Genomic DNA, 16,577 nt, shown 5'->3' with positions numbered 1-16,577 from the left:
GTTCCCTTGGGCCGCATATAACGGCATGAACAGGGAAAAGCGGGTTCGCATAACGGGTTCTATTCTAGAGCGTGCCCCTGCTGCCCTGCCGGGGCTGAGGCAACCAGCGGATCTGCTGACTGGCTGCTCTCTTGCAGGCGTCTGGCTCTGCTGCGGATGAACATGCCGGAGCAGGCGGCCAGAATCTGCTGGAACAGCATGCCGGAGATGACGGGCAGACCAACAGAGGGCGGGAAATACTGAACGGCCAGTACCGCACCTGCACTGAGATTGCGCATCCCGGAGTTGAACTGTACGGCCACAGCGCTCGCATGATCGTAGTGCAGGCGGCGCGAGACTACAGCACCAATGACATAGCCGAGCGCGACCGTAACGAAGGTAACCGCGATAATCAGGGCAAGCTTGCCGTCGGGATGCTTCAGATACCGGGCAATGCTGGCACCGTTGATCGACACCACGATGAACAATCCTACCTTGACCAGAGGGGCAAGCGGCGGGCCGCAGGCCGCGCTGATCTTGCCTTTGCTGACCTGATTCAGCAGCATCCCCGCCACCGAAGGCAGCACAACCATCCAGAGCAGGCCCCGCATCATCTCACCGATCTCAATCTGTACGCTGGCCCCCATCAGAACGTACAGGGTACCCGGCACGATCAGCGGTGAGAGCAGCGTATCAATCAGAATAAGCGCGAGTGTAAGAGCGATATTCCCGCCATGCATGGACACCCAGACCACGCTGACCACACCGGTTGGAATCGCAAAAAGCAGCACGTACCCTGTAACCGTATAAGGATCGCCCGGGAAAAACAGCATAGCCGCCAGCCAGCCGATCAGCGGCATCACGATATGCAGAATGATCAACAGAACCAGCAGCTTCTGTGGCTTGACCAGTACAGCGAGCAGATCCCGGAAATTAGACTTCAGGCTGCCAATCAGCGTCATAGCGGCAAAAGTCCATGGCACCAGCCAGGTTAGCGGGAGCAGCGACGCCTCATTAAGCACACCGACCACAATCGCTGTAGGGGTGAGCAGCGGCATAATCCGCTCAAGCACAACATTGGATGACACTAATCCGCGTCTTACTGCACTGAACATGTCAGGGTTCCTCCTCTCCGGTGAGCCGTCAAGAGCCGGAGCCCGTACGGTCCATTCTTAGATTATGCCCGGCCACCGCCGTAATTCAGGCAGCCGGGCTACACGCCTTGCGGGAACAAGGCATCCAGCGCAGGGCAAGGCCGTTTTTCCAGATACTTTTCAAGCGGTGCGGGCATGTTGCTATATATATCCTTCAATGAGGTACCGCCATAAATATTGCCGATAATGACCGGATGGCACAGCTCGGAGATCAGAATATCACCGTTGCCATGCAGATGCAGCTGCTTCATGCCTTCGATGCAATGCGGGAAGTAGACGCCCGGTTGCTCCTCGAAGCCCATAGCTTCCATGAAACGGTCCATACAGGTGAAGTAGAGCGTGGTATCCTCCGGTTTGCGGGCAATCAGCTCATTGACGGCATTCTTCAGCTGCTCACGGGCCGCAATCGCCTTCCAGCCGGTATGCCCCATAATGATACTGTTCTGGATTTCATGCGTTCTTACGCCCATGGAGTAGACATGCTGACTGATCTCCTGCATATGATCCTGCGTCTCATTGAACAGCAGCGTCTCCAGCACCACATTCACCTTGGTTGTGGCGAACATCGTGATGTTCTTTCTGATCTTGTGATAGACACTCGGATGAATATTATAATACCGCGAGAAGCCTTCGGCGGTGGTGAAATTGAAGGAAATATGGATTGTTGTCAGGCCTGCGTCTACCAGTTGACCAATGCGCTCTTCATTCAGCAGACTGCCGTTCGAGTTCAACTGGGTCTGAATCCCGCGGGAGGTGCAGTATGCCACGATATCCACGCAATCCTGAAATTTCAATGTAACCTCTCCGCCCGAGAGGCGTACGCGCTTCAGATTGGGCAGGTCCTCCAGAATGCGGATGACTTCCTTACCGTCAAGGGTCTGACCATCATTTCTATTATAAGCGCAGCAATAATCACAGCGGAAATTACAGTTCGAGGTTACTCCGACTTCCAGCCCTTCCAGCTCATAGGTCATCGGCTTATCCAGTTCCAGTGCTTTATATTTCGTACTCATCCTCTATAGTCCTCCCTATTTGTTGAAACGTCAATTGTAAGGTCAACCTATAGAATTATACAGGTTTGCTCTCGGGGGTAATGTGACATTTGATATCGCCAGCCTGAATAGCCAGGATGCTGCGTAACAGGCAGACGCCTAAGAGGGACTATGAGGTCATATATTTGACAAAAAGACTGCCGCATGGCCGCAATCACCATACAGCAGTCTTAACTCAGCTTGTAAAATGAAATGAATCTATCCTTGCCTAAAGACTTGCAGCGGATTCTATAATTCCACCGCTTCTCCCATCCGGCTCATCACCGGCTGGCCGATGAGGCCCAGACGCCAGATGGCGATGCCCTTAAGCCCGTAACGTTTGGCTAAACCTATCTTGGCATTGACAGAGGATTCGTTCTCGCTGTATACCGAAATTCCGAGAATCAGCTTGTCCTTGCCGACTTGCTTCAGCGCCAGCCGGATACTCTCATCGACCTTATTCATCGGTTCCGGTCCCGTCTCCCCTTCGTATGCGTACGCCATGATGACCAGATCATCCGCCAGGGAGCCCAGCGTCTTGTAATCATAACCTTTGTAGGAGCTGTTCAGCGGATGCAGAATGACGGTCAGCTTCAGGCTGGCGGCGCGTGCAGCTACGGAGAGATTCTTGACGAATGTATTGTACTGGCTCTGCACAAGCGCTTTGACTCCGGTCAAGCCCAGCCCTTCCAGGTCCAGCCCAATGCCCTTGAATCCCTTCTGCGAGGCCAAATCCACAATACTTGCAATCGTCTGCTTCTGCAGCTGCGGGTCCTCCAGATTCTTGCTCAGCTCCAGAGACGAATCACTGGAATAGACCATCAGATAAGGAGCGGTCCCTCCCGCTGCGGCATTCTGTACAATGGATTCCGGTGTAACCTCACCGGCAGCCTCCGGCCACCAGAAGTCTTTGCCGGTGGTGGTGAATTGGCCGGTGGCGTCAATCCGGGCCCAGCCAAAGGCAACCGTATCGAAGCTTGGAATCAGCGATACTTCGCTGTAGGCCTTCTGCGCATAGAAGCCCATGGTATACATGTCCTTCTTCGGAGAGGTAATGGAGACGGTCTTGGTAGCCTGATTCCAGGAAGCGGCCGCCCCGAACTGCTGGCTGAAGAATTTGAGCGGAATCATCGTGGTACCGCGGATATCCTGCGGGGCTACCTCCAGCTTCACCACCGCACCGTTCACGACGGCATTCTTGCTGCCGAGGGTCAGGACAACCTTTATCGGAGCTGCTCCAGCAGCGGGAGGTTGCGTCGCGGTGATTATGCGGGCAGCCTGATTCCACTGCACTTGAATGCCAAGTGCTTCTGAGATAGCGCGGAAGGGCACCATGGTCGTGCCGTTCATCATAACGGGCTCTACCGGGAACGGCAGCGGATATCCGTCCAGCATGATATTAATCCCGGCAGGTGCAGCTTGGGCAGCACTTGCCGGAAGCGCAGAGTAGCCGCCCAGTGAGATCGCTGCGCATAATACTATTTTGGCCAAATGCTTCATTCATTAGGTCCCCATTCTCTAATAGATAGATTATGAATCTCTTATACCTTACATCCCCTACTATTCTATCAAACTAGATAATTATAGCAATTAAGAGATTGTAACCTATTAGGAGATTCCTCTGTCCGGGGTTCGCCTGCACCTACATGAACGTGTTCAAAAAGACACCTACCGCCCGTTCTGCATCCACCTCCACCGCCACCTCGATGAACTGTCCTTCCTTGGGCTGCGCCCGCAAATCAGCAACCACCATACCGGAGGTGAATGCGCCCTGATGCTCTACACGAACCTTCATCTTGCGGCAGGTCACTAAGTCAGGCTGAAGGGCAGCCATCAGAGCCAGCGGATCATGCAGCGGAGCGCTGTTGATCAGATAGTTGGCCTCTCGGTAAAAGTTGAAATAATATTGCAGCGACTCTTCCATAAAGTCTATCACTGCCTTGTTCTCTTCCCGCCCATGGCGCTTCAGCAGCTCCACATGCTCTGAAGTAATCCGTGTCTGAAGCGTAACATCCAGCCCTATCATCATGACAGGCAGTCCCGAGGTGAATACACGGTCGGCTGCTTCCGGGTCGCCCCACAGATTGGCTTCGGCAACCGGCGTAACATTGCCCGGCTTAAAGACCGTGCCGCCCATCACTACAACCTTCTTCAGCTTGGAGGTCAGCTGCGGGTCCAGATCCAGAGCCAGAGACAGGTTGGTCAGCCGTCCGAGCGTCACCAGCACCAGCTCTCCCGGATTCTCGTCTGCCATCCGCACAATGAATTCTGCCGCCGTCTCCTGCACCGGCACCTGCCGGGCGGGGGGCAGCTCTACGCCGCCAATGCCATTCTCCCCGTGAACATGGGTGGAGAAGCCTGTAAGCTCGCGCACCAGCGCCCGGGAAGCCCCAAGCGCTACCGGGATCTCATATCCCGGGTTGGCCAGGGCAAGCAGCCGCAGCGTGTTATCTGCCGCCTGCTGCACATCAATGTTGCCAAACACCGTCGTAATTCCCTCCACCACCACCTCCGGTGACCGGAGCGCGTACAGAATCGCCAGTGCATCATCTATTCCTGTATCACAATCAATAATCATTCGGGTTCTGCTGCTCATCTCTATCTCTCCCACTCTCTATTTATACTTACTCTTATACATACTCTATCAGCTACTTACTCTATCAGCCGTACTGCCCATCTTATCACGGGTCTGGGGTCTGCTCAATAAGAGAGTATGGAAGATAAGACGCACTTAAGAGTTGAACTTGAAGCTTGGCGTCACTGCGGTGAACATTTGGACTTCCGGCCGCTGTTGTCCCCAGATTTCTTGATTTAAACCACTGTTCGCGGTGGAAATCCGGGGACAAAGGCGGTCGCTACCGCTCCTACAGTTCCAAATTTCCCCTTCGCTTCTCTTGCTTTTTGTTATTTTCTTTAGTGCTTCTTATATAGATGAATATATTAGAAGTGAGGAGCGAGTTGGGGGAGGGAGTTAGAGCAGATTGTTGCAGTTTGTGCAGGATTCCGGCTAGACTGATGCCCCGCAGCATGGATTGTTGCAGTAATTGCAGGAGGTTCCCCTGGCAAAAAACAAAAAAACGCCGCTCCCCCGAACAGAATGTTCAAGAGGAAAACGGCGGTAACTATTAGCGGTACCATTATATGCGCGGCAATATCTATTTCACATAAGCAGCAGCCGCCCGGACGAACCGCTCCAGCGCCTCGGCCAGAAGGGAACGCGGGCAAGCGAGATTAATCCGCAGATGGCCTTGCCCTTCCGTTCCGAACACAGACCCTTCGTTAAAGGCCACCTTCGCCTCACGGTACATCAGCTGCTTTAGCCCGTCCGAATCGAGTCCAAGCGAACGGCAGTCGATCCATAGCAGATAGGTCGCTTCAGGCTTCATCGGCTGCACCTGCGGAAGATGCTCTGCGAGGTAGCGGACGGCATACTCTGCATTGCCGCTGATATGCTGCACCAGCTCATCCAGCCATTCTTCGCCTTCATTATAAGCGGCCTCTACAGCCTCCGGCGAGAAGAACGGGGACATATGCAGGCTAAGCGTCTTCAGCTTGTAGTCGAATTTGCGCTTCAGCTCCGCATTGGAGGTTACGATATACGAGGTCTGCAGACCCGGCAGATTGAAGGTCTTGGTTGCTGCCAGTGTGGTCAGTGTAATATCGGACAGCTCCGGCGACAGGGAAGCAAACGGGATATGCTTGTGTCCCGGCATGATCATATCGCAATGAATCTCATCTGAGATCACCGTTACCCCGTACCGCAGGCACAGCTCTCCCAGACGCAGCAGTTCTTCCCGTCCCCATACTCTGCCGCCCGGATTATGCGGATTGCACAGCAGCAGCAGCTTCGCACCGCCGGACATCAGCTCTTCCAGCTGGACATAATCCATCACATACTGGCCTGCTTCGAGCTTCAACGGGTTGACGGCGACCTTGCGGTCATTCATGCGGATGACATCATAGAACGGGTAGTATACCGGCGACTGCAGAATTACCTGATCGCCCGGCTGACTGAACAGCTCCACGGACAGGCTGAGCGAGGTTACAATCCCCGGGGAATCCGAGATCCATTCCGGCTGAATCTCCCAGTCATGGCGTCTGCGGTACCAGCCCACAATCGCTTCTTTGTAGGAGTCACCCGTCACGCTATAGCCGTATACTCCTTGCTGCACACGGCGCAGAATCGCTTCCTTCACGGCAGGAGGGCTCTCGAAGTCCATATCTGCCACCCAAAGCGGAAGAATCTCCTTGTCTCCGAACAGCTGCTCGGACTGGTCCCATTTGTAGGAACGGGTATTGCGGCGGTCAATGATACGGTTAAAATCATACTTCAACTAAAATCACCCCATCCTTTCTGCTTGTCCGTTTATTGTAACATGGGCGGAGATTTCCGGCACCCTGGTTCCATGCTAGCGGAGATAGAGCCTTCTACAGCGTCCGCTTCAGCCTCCCTTGCGCAGCCGTTCCAGCGACTGGCCCAGCCGGACCTCCTCGAGCGGCTTCAATACATAATCCGCAATATTCTGGTCGAAGGCCCACAGGGCATGCTGCTTGGTCTCTGTGACAACCACGATCTGAATATCCGGCAGCCTCCTTTTCACAAGCTCAGCTACAACGACTCCTTGCTGGCCGGGCAGCTGAAGATCCAGAAACAGCACATCGGGCTGCAGCAGGACAATTTGGTCCACGACATTCTGGGGATAGGCTGACATGCCAATCACAGTCACCTTGCCGGTGTGCTGCAGCATGGATGAGAGCTTATAGAGATCCGTCTGGTTCACGTCCAGCAAATATGCCTTAATCATTAGGGTTCCTCCTCCTTCCATAGCGGGACTTGCCGAATACATCCGTAGACTTCACTCTAAAAAAAGTGCTGTCCCTGCGTTTCCCAAGAAACGTCAGAGGACAGCCACAGTCAATATTATGTTGCAGCCTTAAGGTTCAGCTGCTTCTGGTCTTTCTTAGACTCAGAAGGATGCGGGCAGCAAGCTGCGCAGATCCTCCATATTCACAACCAAATGAATGTTGTTCATGGTCCGCAGGGAGCCGGAGATGATACCGGCAAGCTCGCCATGCGAATCCAGCAGCGGACCTCCCGACATTCCGCTGGCCACCTGGGCCGAAGCCAGTATCCGGCTTCGGCCGTTAATGTCCGCAGCTGGTGTATTGACAATGCCCTCTGTGATGATCGCCGTATTCTTAAGCGGATAGCCAAGGGCAAACACAGCTTCACCATGCTTCACTGCGCTCTTGCGCAGCGGAAGATATGCATAGGCATTGCCCTTTTGCTTCATTGCAGCAGGACCCGGCAGTTCAAGCACCGCCACATCCTTAAGCTCATCGAACTTGGTGACTTTAATCGGACTGATAAGACTTCCGTCCGCCATGACCCCTTCGATCCGCTGCGCGCCTTTGACCACATGATACGCCGTTGCCGCTGTTCCATCCGGGGACAGGATAACTCCTGTCCCGGTGGAGCTGGCTGTACCGTCGCTTTTCAGCACACGCAGATAGAACATGGCCTGACTCGCAATTCCGTAGCTTTGTTCGGCGTTATACACATATGGTGTATCGGCGCTGGTAGTGTCTGAGTAGAAAAGCACCGCCGAGATCAATGAGAAAATCAGGCTTACGGCAAGCAGCTTTGTTTTCATCCGCCAACCTCCTTCACCTATGAATTACTGTTATTTCACAGCCGACATGATGTCTTTGTAAGCCCAGTGGGTAGCCGGAAGATCCTTGAACCGCACAGCCGTAACATTCAGCTTCTTCGTCCCGGCAATCCGGTTGATCAGCACTACCGCCTGCGCACGGGTAATCGGTGTTCCCGGCTTGAAGGTTCCGTCAGGGAAGCCTTGCACATAACCTGCCTGGGACAAGGCATTGACATATTTCTCCGCCCAGTGTCCGCGCATATCCTTCTGCTTCGCAGCTCCGGCCTGAGTAACATCGAGCTTCAGCACCGTAGTCATGATTTTGGAGAATTCAGCCCGGGTCAAGCCCTTGGTTCCGCCAAACCCGCCGTCCGGGTAACCTTCAATAATTCCCGCCGAAGCGAAGAATCCGCTTAGGGACTCATTCTCGGCATTCACATCATTGAACAGGTTGCCCACATTCACTTCTTCCATATCAAGCAGCGGAGCCAGCGACTGGATCAGCTCATATCTGGTAATGGCCGCATTAGGCATGAACAGGCCATTCGGATAAGCTGCGATATACTTAATCTCTCCGCTATTCTGTTTCAGGCTGTACTTGGCATTCTCCACCACATACTCAATGGTAATCACAGTAGCGTCTTTATCTGTGATCGCTTTGATCGTCATACTCTTGGTGATCATCAGCTCACCAGTGTATTTGGTACTCTTGGTAGTCGGAATGCTTCCGTCTGTTGTGTAGTAGATCGTCTGGCCTTCTGGAGCGGTAAGCTTCAGCTTGCTGTTCCTCACGATCTTGACCGGAGCTTCACTGTCACCATTCACCGTCGATCCGCCTGCAATAGCAGTAATCGCCGGGGTTACAGGCTCAAGTGTTGGACTCGGAGCCGGAGCAACAGGTCCAGGGCCCCCGGGGCTGCCAGGACCAGGGCCAGAGCCAGAGCCAGGGCCGGGATTAGGTACTACAAGCGTCCAGGTCCAGGTTGCAGCCGGACTGTATTCTTTGCCTGGAACAATAGTAATTGCTTTAACCGTCGTAGTGCTCTTTAGAACAATAGCTTCGCTGTACAGATTCGATGCTTCGGTAGGATTCGTACCGTCCAGTGTATAGTAGATACTTCCTCCCTGCTCGCCTGTTGCCAGTTCCACCTTCACTTCACTGGTGAAATTCTTATCCGCTGGCGTTGCCGTTGGTGCAGTTGCCAAGCTAGGGTACTGGAGTGCAGCCGTATTGATGGCAATACTTCTGCTCTGTCCGCCTGCTGTTGCCTTCAGTACTGCGCTGCCGCCTGATTTCAGGCTTCCTGCAGCACCGTCCACTTCAGCCTTAGAGTGATCAGCACTCCAGGAGAGTGCTCCGCCGCTGCTCAAGTTAAATGCCGAACCCACGCGGTTAATCAGATCCTGCGGGTTCAGAATTACAGCCGCTGAAGCCAGGGTTCCTTCCTCTGTTCCATCAAAGGCCAGAAGTACGGGATAGAAAGTGCTCTGCGCCTTCCAGATTCCAGATTCCAGACCTGCCGGGAGATTCGCACCGGTCAGCTCGGTGCCCGTAAGCCCCATGGCACTGCTGCTGTTGCCGGCTACCGCCTGTCCATCCAAATTGTAGAAAGCAATATTATTCTTCAGCATTTGTCTGTTGAACAAGGACCCGCTGATGGTTGCCTGGTCCGATTTCTGTCCGGCAATCCCTCCAAAGAAGGCCTGCAGCGGCAGAATCTTGCCTTTCACTCCGGCCTTCACTTCTCCCGTATTCAGGGAAGAAGTAATGGTTCCGCTCTCCGCCAGACCGGCGATGCCGCCAGCCCATGCGGTAGACATGCCTTCTGCGGTAACTGCTCCGGCAGAATAGCTGTTCTTGATCGCTCCCGCGTTCAGACCGCTGATCCCGCCAGCGATAGCCTGGGCCGAAGCCACATGGACATCGCCATAGACCATCGACTCGGTGATTGTCCCTTCCGCACTGTTCTCACCGGCGATGCCGCCGACCGCCAGTGTGGCCGTAGCATCAATATTTCCTTTGGACACGGCCTGGTGAATCACTCCGGCATTACGGCCGGCGATTCCGCCTTTACGGCCCTGTCCCGAGAGAGTAACGCCTTCATTCACAGACTTCTCAATGAGGCCTTGATTCAAGCCTGCTACTCCGCCTGCGGCAGCACTGCCAGTTACGGAACCGCTGGCCTTCACATTCTGGATGACTGCGCCTGTGTGGTTGATTCCGGCAGCAACACCGGAATTCACTGCGCCGGAAACATCCGCTCCCGTAAAGTTAACATTCAGAAGCTGACCGTAGTTTTCTCTAATGAATCCGGCAGTCTGCTGCTCTGAGGATCTCAGTGTAAGTCCGCTGAGCGTATGACCTTGACCGTCCAATACTCCCTTAAAGCTGTCGAACGCAGTCCAAGGGCTTCCGGCCAGATGGATATCCGCCCCGAGCAGGATGGTTGCCAGCTCCGGCTTATCTTCAGCAGTTCTGTTGAACAGCTTGTAATAATTCAGCCCGGTCTCGTTATAGAACAGGACTGCCCCTGCAAGCTGCAGCGGAGTCTGCACCGTAATGGTTGCATCCGTCAGATCGTGCAGGAAGGAGGTATCCACATCCAGATTCCATCGTCCGGAACTCAGCGGATTAACCGCTGCTGTACCTACGGCAGCTGCGGCTGCACCTGCATTATGACCTACGGCAGGCAGCGTGCCTGTGTACGATGAACCAACAATTTTGCCATCCCGGAAGTTGTAGCCGACCAGCGCGCCTGTTAGGACGTTTTTTCCTGCTACATTCACTGAAATCTCCGGAACATTGGCATATACGCCTGTCAGCGTCCCGTCATTATAACCGGCAAAGCCGCCGTTGTAAGAGCGGGTCGAAGACTTCACGCCTACTGTGGAAATCTTGCTCTGCAATGCGTAAGAATTGCTGATGCTGCCGCTCCGCTCCACCGCTGCTGCGAATCCGCCGCTGCGTGTGTCGAAGCCGGTATTGCTGAGTTCACCGGAAGCATAAGAATCCGTGATCGAATAATGATCTGCTGAACCCGCGAAGCCGCCGACATAAGAGCCTAATCTGCCGCTGACATTCAGCTTGCCTGTTGCATAGGATGTCTGAATCTGTCCGGCAACCGTACCGTTCTCACCCAAGAGTCCGGCGAAGCCGCCTGCATAAATCGTATTATCCTGATTGGTATCTGTAATCAATACCGGAATATCCGTATGGCTGTGCGTAATTTTGACTGCATCCCCCATACCGATAACTCCGCCTGCACGAGTCGCAGGTACAGATTGACCTAGTGTTACCGCCGATCCAACAGTAATTTCCTCCCCGGAGCCGGCGATGACTTTACTGTAATGAATCTCGCCGCCAGCTCCCCGGCCAACGAGTCCGCCGACATTATTCACTCTATTGTTATCCGCGTGCATGCCGCTTCTGACAATGGTATCTACAATGATCCCGCTGCTGTAACCGGCAACTCCGCCTGCATTTACTGTGTTACCCCCGGTTACCTTCACATCAGAAGCAACCTCTGAGCTATAGATGGAGGTATTGGTATTCTTACCTGTCAAACCGCCTGCGTAGAGGTCAGCGCTATGGTCTGCTCCAGTAACCGTTATGGTGCCGTTATGAACGTTGGCAATGTAAATGCCCTTGTACAGCGGGTAAGCTTTGCCAAAATCAAAGCCCTGATGGATATCCTCCGCTGAGATTGATCCGGCTATCCCGCCGACCGCAACCTCTCCGCTCTTCGCCGCCGCCTGAAGATCAGGTGACGATTCCGCATGGTAGAGGATAGAATTATCGCTCACTCCCAGAATACCTCCGGCAGTGATCACTTCACCTGCGGCCTGCAAGGATGCCTTGAACCGGACATCATTAATCGCCGTATGGGTAGCCGATCCGGCAATCCCGCCGAGGACAGCCTTCAGACTGTCGCCAGTCGTAGCCAGCTTCACGCCTTCAACGGCTGCATGCTCCATATCGAAGCTGCTGCCGTTATCTGCCGAGCGGGCCAGCATTCCGCCGAGTCTGCCTTTTTTCACGCCTACAACACCACCGGCAGTACCGCCCGACGTCAGTTGTACGCCGCTTCCGGAGCCTGTCACCGTAACCTTACGGATGCTGTTCCCCGCGTCCGATTGGCCGATCATACCGCCAAGGATGGAGTCCAGTCCCCGTGCTTCCAGGGTTCCGTCTGCGAAGGTCACTGTCAGATCGGCTGCTTGTCCAGACTCGTAATGTCCGATGAGTCCGCCAACCGTAGATTCAATTCCCGTAGAGGAAATCCGGTACCGCGAATTCACCTCAAGGGCAAGACCCGTTACATCGCCATTCTGAACACCGACAATTCCTCCGATAATTGCATGGTCGGCTGCGCTGCCGATACTGCCGTCCTTATCGTGAATGACATAAGTTCCTGCTGTAATGTCCGCTGTATTATCGCCGATAATTCCTCCGGCAATGCCGCCTTCAGCTATCGTCTCTATCCGGCTTCCGCCGTCCAGCGTGAGCTGCAGGCCTGTAATACTGCCTGAGTTCTGGCCGATAATACCGCCGACAATTCCGCCGCTGACCTTCACGCCGCCCAGCAGCTTAAGATCCACATTGTTAACTGTCCCCAGGTTCGTCCCGGCCAGTACGCCGGTGTAGCCGTTACCGGCAACCGACAGAGGCTCGAGATTGATGTTCTGCACTACAGCCTTGGCTCCAATCACGCCGAACAATCCGGAATGAGTATACACAGGCTGAAGCGTTAAGCCGTCGATCAGGTGACTGTTCCCTTCAAATGTTCCTTCAAAAGGCTTGGCTTCCTTATCGCCGATAGGTACCCATTGCTTGGACTGGATATGGATCGGATTCATAACCGTCACCGTTCTGTCCGCGAAGTCGAAGGCGTCCACACCGGCAATCGTGCCGTTGACAATACCCGCCAGACCGGCAAGCTCAGCCTCCGAGGTGATCTGGAAGCCGATGGCATCCTTATCCTTCATGTACCAGTTGATATTGGCGTTCACGTTATTGCCGTTATCTCCGCCGGTATTGGCTATCCGGTTGACTTCAGGATACCGGTATACTGCGCTCAGTGAGCCGTATTTCCAGGCGCCTTCGAAGTCCCAGCCTGACAATCCCGGGAAGACGGTTCTGTCCTTCAGCGTCTCCGACAGGATCGTGGTCAGCCGGACATGCACGTTCAGCCAGCGGTGATTGCCCTCCGCGAAATCAGGCAGATCGCTGTTGATATTCAGCGCTTCGTCTTTAATGTAGTAGGATTTATAGAGCAGCTCTTTATTTGCATTATCATACCGTCCGGCGAAACCACCTGCATAAGCACTCTTATCCTTCGCTACAGTAACCTCTGCCGCTGAGTAAGCATTGCTCACCTTACCGTTTGTAATTCTGCCAATGAATCCGCCGGCATAAGAATTATTGTTCGCAGCGTTAACACTTTTCGCCACATAGGAGTTCTTGATCGTACCGCCGGAATGTTCTCCGACCAGACCGCCGACAATGGTATAGACGTTGTTCGCCGTAACCTTGGAGGAGGAATACGATTGTTCCACCGTACCGGCTGTATTTCTGCCGATCAGTCCGCCCAGGTAGACCGAAGCGCCTGCTGTTCCTTTGGCACTGCCGGTAACATCAATATCTACATAAGATCCAATAACCGCACCGGAATTCTCACCGGCGAGTCCCCCGGCATGAGTCCCTGTACCCTCAATGGTCAAGTTGGCATTAGAATACGTGTAATAGAGTATTCCTGATGTTGTATTGACACCGGCCAGACCGCCGATGACGGAAGAATCGCCTCTTGAGATTACCGTGATCTTATCGGTAATACTGTTATTGGCAATCAGACTGCGGTTCTCGCCAACCATTCCGCCCACAATGGCATTTGCGGAAACGGCTGAGACTGTACCCAGCGTCCGGGTATTCTGAATCGTGCTGACTGAGGTCACAGGATTCAATACCGGATCAACACTCTGGGCCGCATTAAGGCCCACAACTCCCCCGACATAAGAGGAGACCGCACCGGCATTAGCCTTCAGATTGAGAGCACTGATATAAGTGTTCGCAATAACTCCTGAAGTACTGCCGTGGTTGTATCCGGCAACCCCGCCTGCCGAAGCGCGTGGGGCGTTAAGTGTCAGACTAACCGCTGATCCTGCCAGACGCTCCAGCCTGGAGGCTTCATTGTAGCCTACAATACCGCCAATATAAGCATCTGTAGCCGCTGGTGCTACCAGAATCAGCATATTTTCCACATTCACAATTTTGCTGTCACTGATGATGCTGCTGTTCTCAAGCGCACCCGCGAGTCCGCCGACAGACGGTTTCGCCGCTTGCGCCTGGATGAGCATCAGAGCACCATCTTCCGCGTTCACTTCTGGAGCTGTAATATCCGTAGTTGCAGCAGCCCCTACAATTGCTCCCGCTTTGGATTCCACAGCGCTCAAGGTAATCATCGGTTCATCCCCGGGAACATTCAGCACAGCCGATGTAATTCCTGCCCGCTCGGCAGCATCCGCTGCCCCTTCGGAATGTCCGGCGATCCCGGCGGCTTCCGCGCGTACACCCTTAGCTTCAATCGAGAGCTGGGTCACTGTAGCGTTAACCAGTTGTCCGGCATTGAGACCGGTATTCCCGCCAAGCTGATTATCCGCACCTGTTGCGGTGATAACTACATTCTCCGCATGATTGTACGGAGAAGCTGCTGCCGAATGATTCTCGCCGAACATTCCGCCCGCTTTTACCGCAGCGCCTGTAGCCTTGATGTCGATACGGTTCGTATGTCCATTGAACTGGGCAGCCGAGTTATGTCCTGCGCCGCCGCCGAAGCTCACCTTATCGGCCTTCAGCTCTGTGCGAAGATCCTGCACTTCCACAGGCACAGCGGCAGACCCGATTACCGCATCAGCGTTCAGCTTGCCTGCTGCGCCGCCGATGATATACCCGCTTCTTCCGGCTTCATTCAGGAAGCTGATGCGGGCAGCCTTGCCGCCAGTCAGAACCAGTGGCTTAGTATTCACGCCCACAAGTCCGCCGAACGTGATATTATCCTGACTATCTGCCGGACCCGCTACCGCAGCCTTGAGAATCAAAGTGCTGTAGCCTGCCGAAGCAGCATCCCCGGCAGTAATGCCGTTCATGGTTCCCTGTGCGTTACCGGCAATCCCGCCGGCAATCCCGCCAGCAGAAGTGACCTGCAGCGTTGCATATTTAATAGAAGAATTATTCAGGCTGCCTTCCAGATAACCCGCGATTCCGCCGATGGTACCATCCGAAGTGATATTCAGATGCTCTCCTTCCGTCTTACCTGTCACTGAAGATGCAATAGTTCCGCCGACTTCGTAACCCACAATCCCGCCGGTGTATACATCCGCAGTACCTTTAACATTCAGTGCACCTGTGGAGGAGGCCTGGGTGATGTTCCCGCCAGCATCATAACCGGCAATCCCGCCGGTATAGACGCCTTTGCCGCCGTTAACCGAGATCAGTTCTTCATTCTTAAATACCCCTGCCGTAGCGTTGCTGGTTACCAGCCCGCCTGCGGCATATCCGACGAATCCGCCGGTAGCTACATTTTCTGATCCTGTTGCAGTTACCTTCTGTGTATTCACATAAGGATTCGTCCAGGTGAATGTGCTGCCGGTATATCCGGCAATGCCGCCCGTATATACGTTCTTGCCGCCGTTGTTGGTAACCGGCGCCGTATTCACAAACGTAATGGAAGCCGCTTCACTTGCTACCGTACCTGTTGCACCTACCAGCGCCCCGGCTGCCGTATTCACTGCCGCTGCTGCATTAACGGTAATTGCACCGTTATTGGTAGTCATATTGGAGAACACGACGGTGTTGTCCACTTTACCGACAATGCCGCCTGCTGCAACCTGATTCCCGCCAGCGATGGTGACAGGCGCCGTATTGATGATTGGAGTATCTTCATCATTTAGACGAAGCGAGCCTGTGGTGTGCCCTGCGATCCCGCCTGCGGTGAGTACAGAACTGTCTGTACCCTGGGCAAGAATGGCTCCATGATTGACCACTTTTTTGATGATGATGCCTCTGGAATCGCCGTAGCCCATAATTCCGCCGATGTCGGCTGAACCTTGCGCTGTAACGGTTCCGTTGTTGATTGAATTAGAGATCATGCCTTCGCCCATTCCGACAATTCCGCCGGTGAAGGAGTGATACGGAGAAGCGTGAGTGCTGATATTGATATGGTTGGTAATGTCAAAAACAATGCTGCTGCCGCTCATTTTACCTACTGCGGAGCCTGCATAGACATCATAAGTAACTCCGGTAACCGTGATCGAGCCTGTGTCAAAGTTCAGCCCGCCTACTGTACCGCCTTCCATATTACCTACCAAGCCCTGGTATGAAAGACTCTGTACTACATTCATCCCGGAGATTGTCTTCATCAACCCGCCTTCCGTGATCAATGTGCCCCGGAACGGATGCTCGGCGGTACCGATTGGCAGCCACTGGTAAGCAGAGAGATTCAGATTGTCCGTGATCTCCAGAATTTTCCCGCTCAGTCCGTTTACGGTGCCTTCATTAACGAGCTTGGCTACACCTGCCAGCTCTTCAGCATTCTTAATTTTGAAGGTATCATTAGTCGGCACATACCATCTGGTATCAGCCGTGCTGTCCCAGGTCTGCGGATCAGCCTTGGCCATGATGCCTCCGGCCACTGCCGCAACGACAATTACCGCCAGCGCTAATAGATAACCTATCCATGATTTTCGCTTCAAAGCCATGTTGA

General features: G+C 54.0%; 8 protein-coding genes. All 8 read right to left on the bottom strand.

Features of this window, described 5'->3' with window-relative positions; all coding sequences use genetic code 11:
* Nucleotides 1-59: 59 nt before the first annotated feature.
* The 8 genes from HQN87_RS25570 to HQN87_RS25535 all read right to left on the bottom strand — a co-directional run bounded on the left by HQN87_RS25570 (nucleotide 60) and on the right by HQN87_RS25535 (nucleotide 16,572).
* On the bottom strand, nucleotides 60-1,094 hold the full coding sequence (locus HQN87_RS25570) for a bile acid:sodium symporter family protein (protein ID WP_216857454.1): 1,035 nt from the start codon (nucleotides 1,092-1,094) through the stop codon (nucleotides 60-62).
* 98 nt (nucleotides 1,095-1,192) lie between these two features.
* Entirely contained in the window at nucleotides 1,193-2,146 is a 954-nt protein-coding gene (locus HQN87_RS25565; protein ID WP_173139095.1) for a radical SAM protein, read from the bottom strand.
* A gap of 267 nt (nucleotides 2,147-2,413) precedes the next feature.
* A complete protein-coding gene (locus HQN87_RS25560) occupies nucleotides 2,414-3,664 on the bottom strand; it encodes a stalk domain-containing protein (RefSeq protein WP_173139094.1) in 1,251 nt (416 codons plus the stop codon).
* A gap of 142 nt (nucleotides 3,665-3,806) precedes the next feature.
* Nucleotides 3,807-4,760 carry a nucleoside hydrolase gene (locus tag HQN87_RS25555; RefSeq protein WP_173139093.1) on the bottom strand — a complete coding sequence of 318 codons (954 nt, stop codon included), beginning with the start codon at nucleotides 4,758-4,760 and terminating at the stop codon, nucleotides 3,807-3,809.
* A 559-nt stretch (nucleotides 4,761-5,319) separates the two neighbouring features.
* Nucleotides 5,320-6,498, bottom strand: a complete 1,179-nt coding sequence (locus tag HQN87_RS25550) for a MalY/PatB family protein (RefSeq protein ID WP_173139092.1) — start codon at nucleotides 6,496-6,498, stop codon at nucleotides 5,320-5,322.
* 108 nt (nucleotides 6,499-6,606) lie between these two features.
* Nucleotides 6,607-6,969 (bottom strand): LytR/AlgR family response regulator transcription factor, encoded by a 363-nt coding sequence (locus HQN87_RS25545; protein WP_173139090.1) that lies wholly within the window; start codon nucleotides 6,967-6,969, stop codon nucleotides 6,607-6,609.
* A gap of 162 nt (nucleotides 6,970-7,131) precedes the next feature.
* Complete coding sequence (locus tag HQN87_RS25540) at nucleotides 7,132-7,818, bottom strand: S1 family peptidase (RefSeq protein WP_173139088.1); 687 nt, start codon at nucleotides 7,816-7,818, stop codon at nucleotides 7,132-7,134.
* 30 nt (nucleotides 7,819-7,848) lie between these two features.
* Complete coding sequence (locus tag HQN87_RS25535) at nucleotides 7,849-16,572, bottom strand: chitobiase/beta-hexosaminidase C-terminal domain-containing protein (RefSeq protein ID WP_173139086.1); 8,724 nt, start codon at nucleotides 16,570-16,572, stop codon at nucleotides 7,849-7,851.
* Nucleotides 16,573-16,577: the final 5 nt, after the last annotated feature.

The organism is Paenibacillus tritici, assembly GCF_013204885.1.
Classification (GTDB): domain Bacteria; phylum Bacillota; class Bacilli; order Paenibacillales; family Paenibacillaceae; genus Paenibacillus_AQ; species Paenibacillus_AQ tritici.
This window is presented reverse-complemented; position numbering and strand designations above follow the sequence as displayed.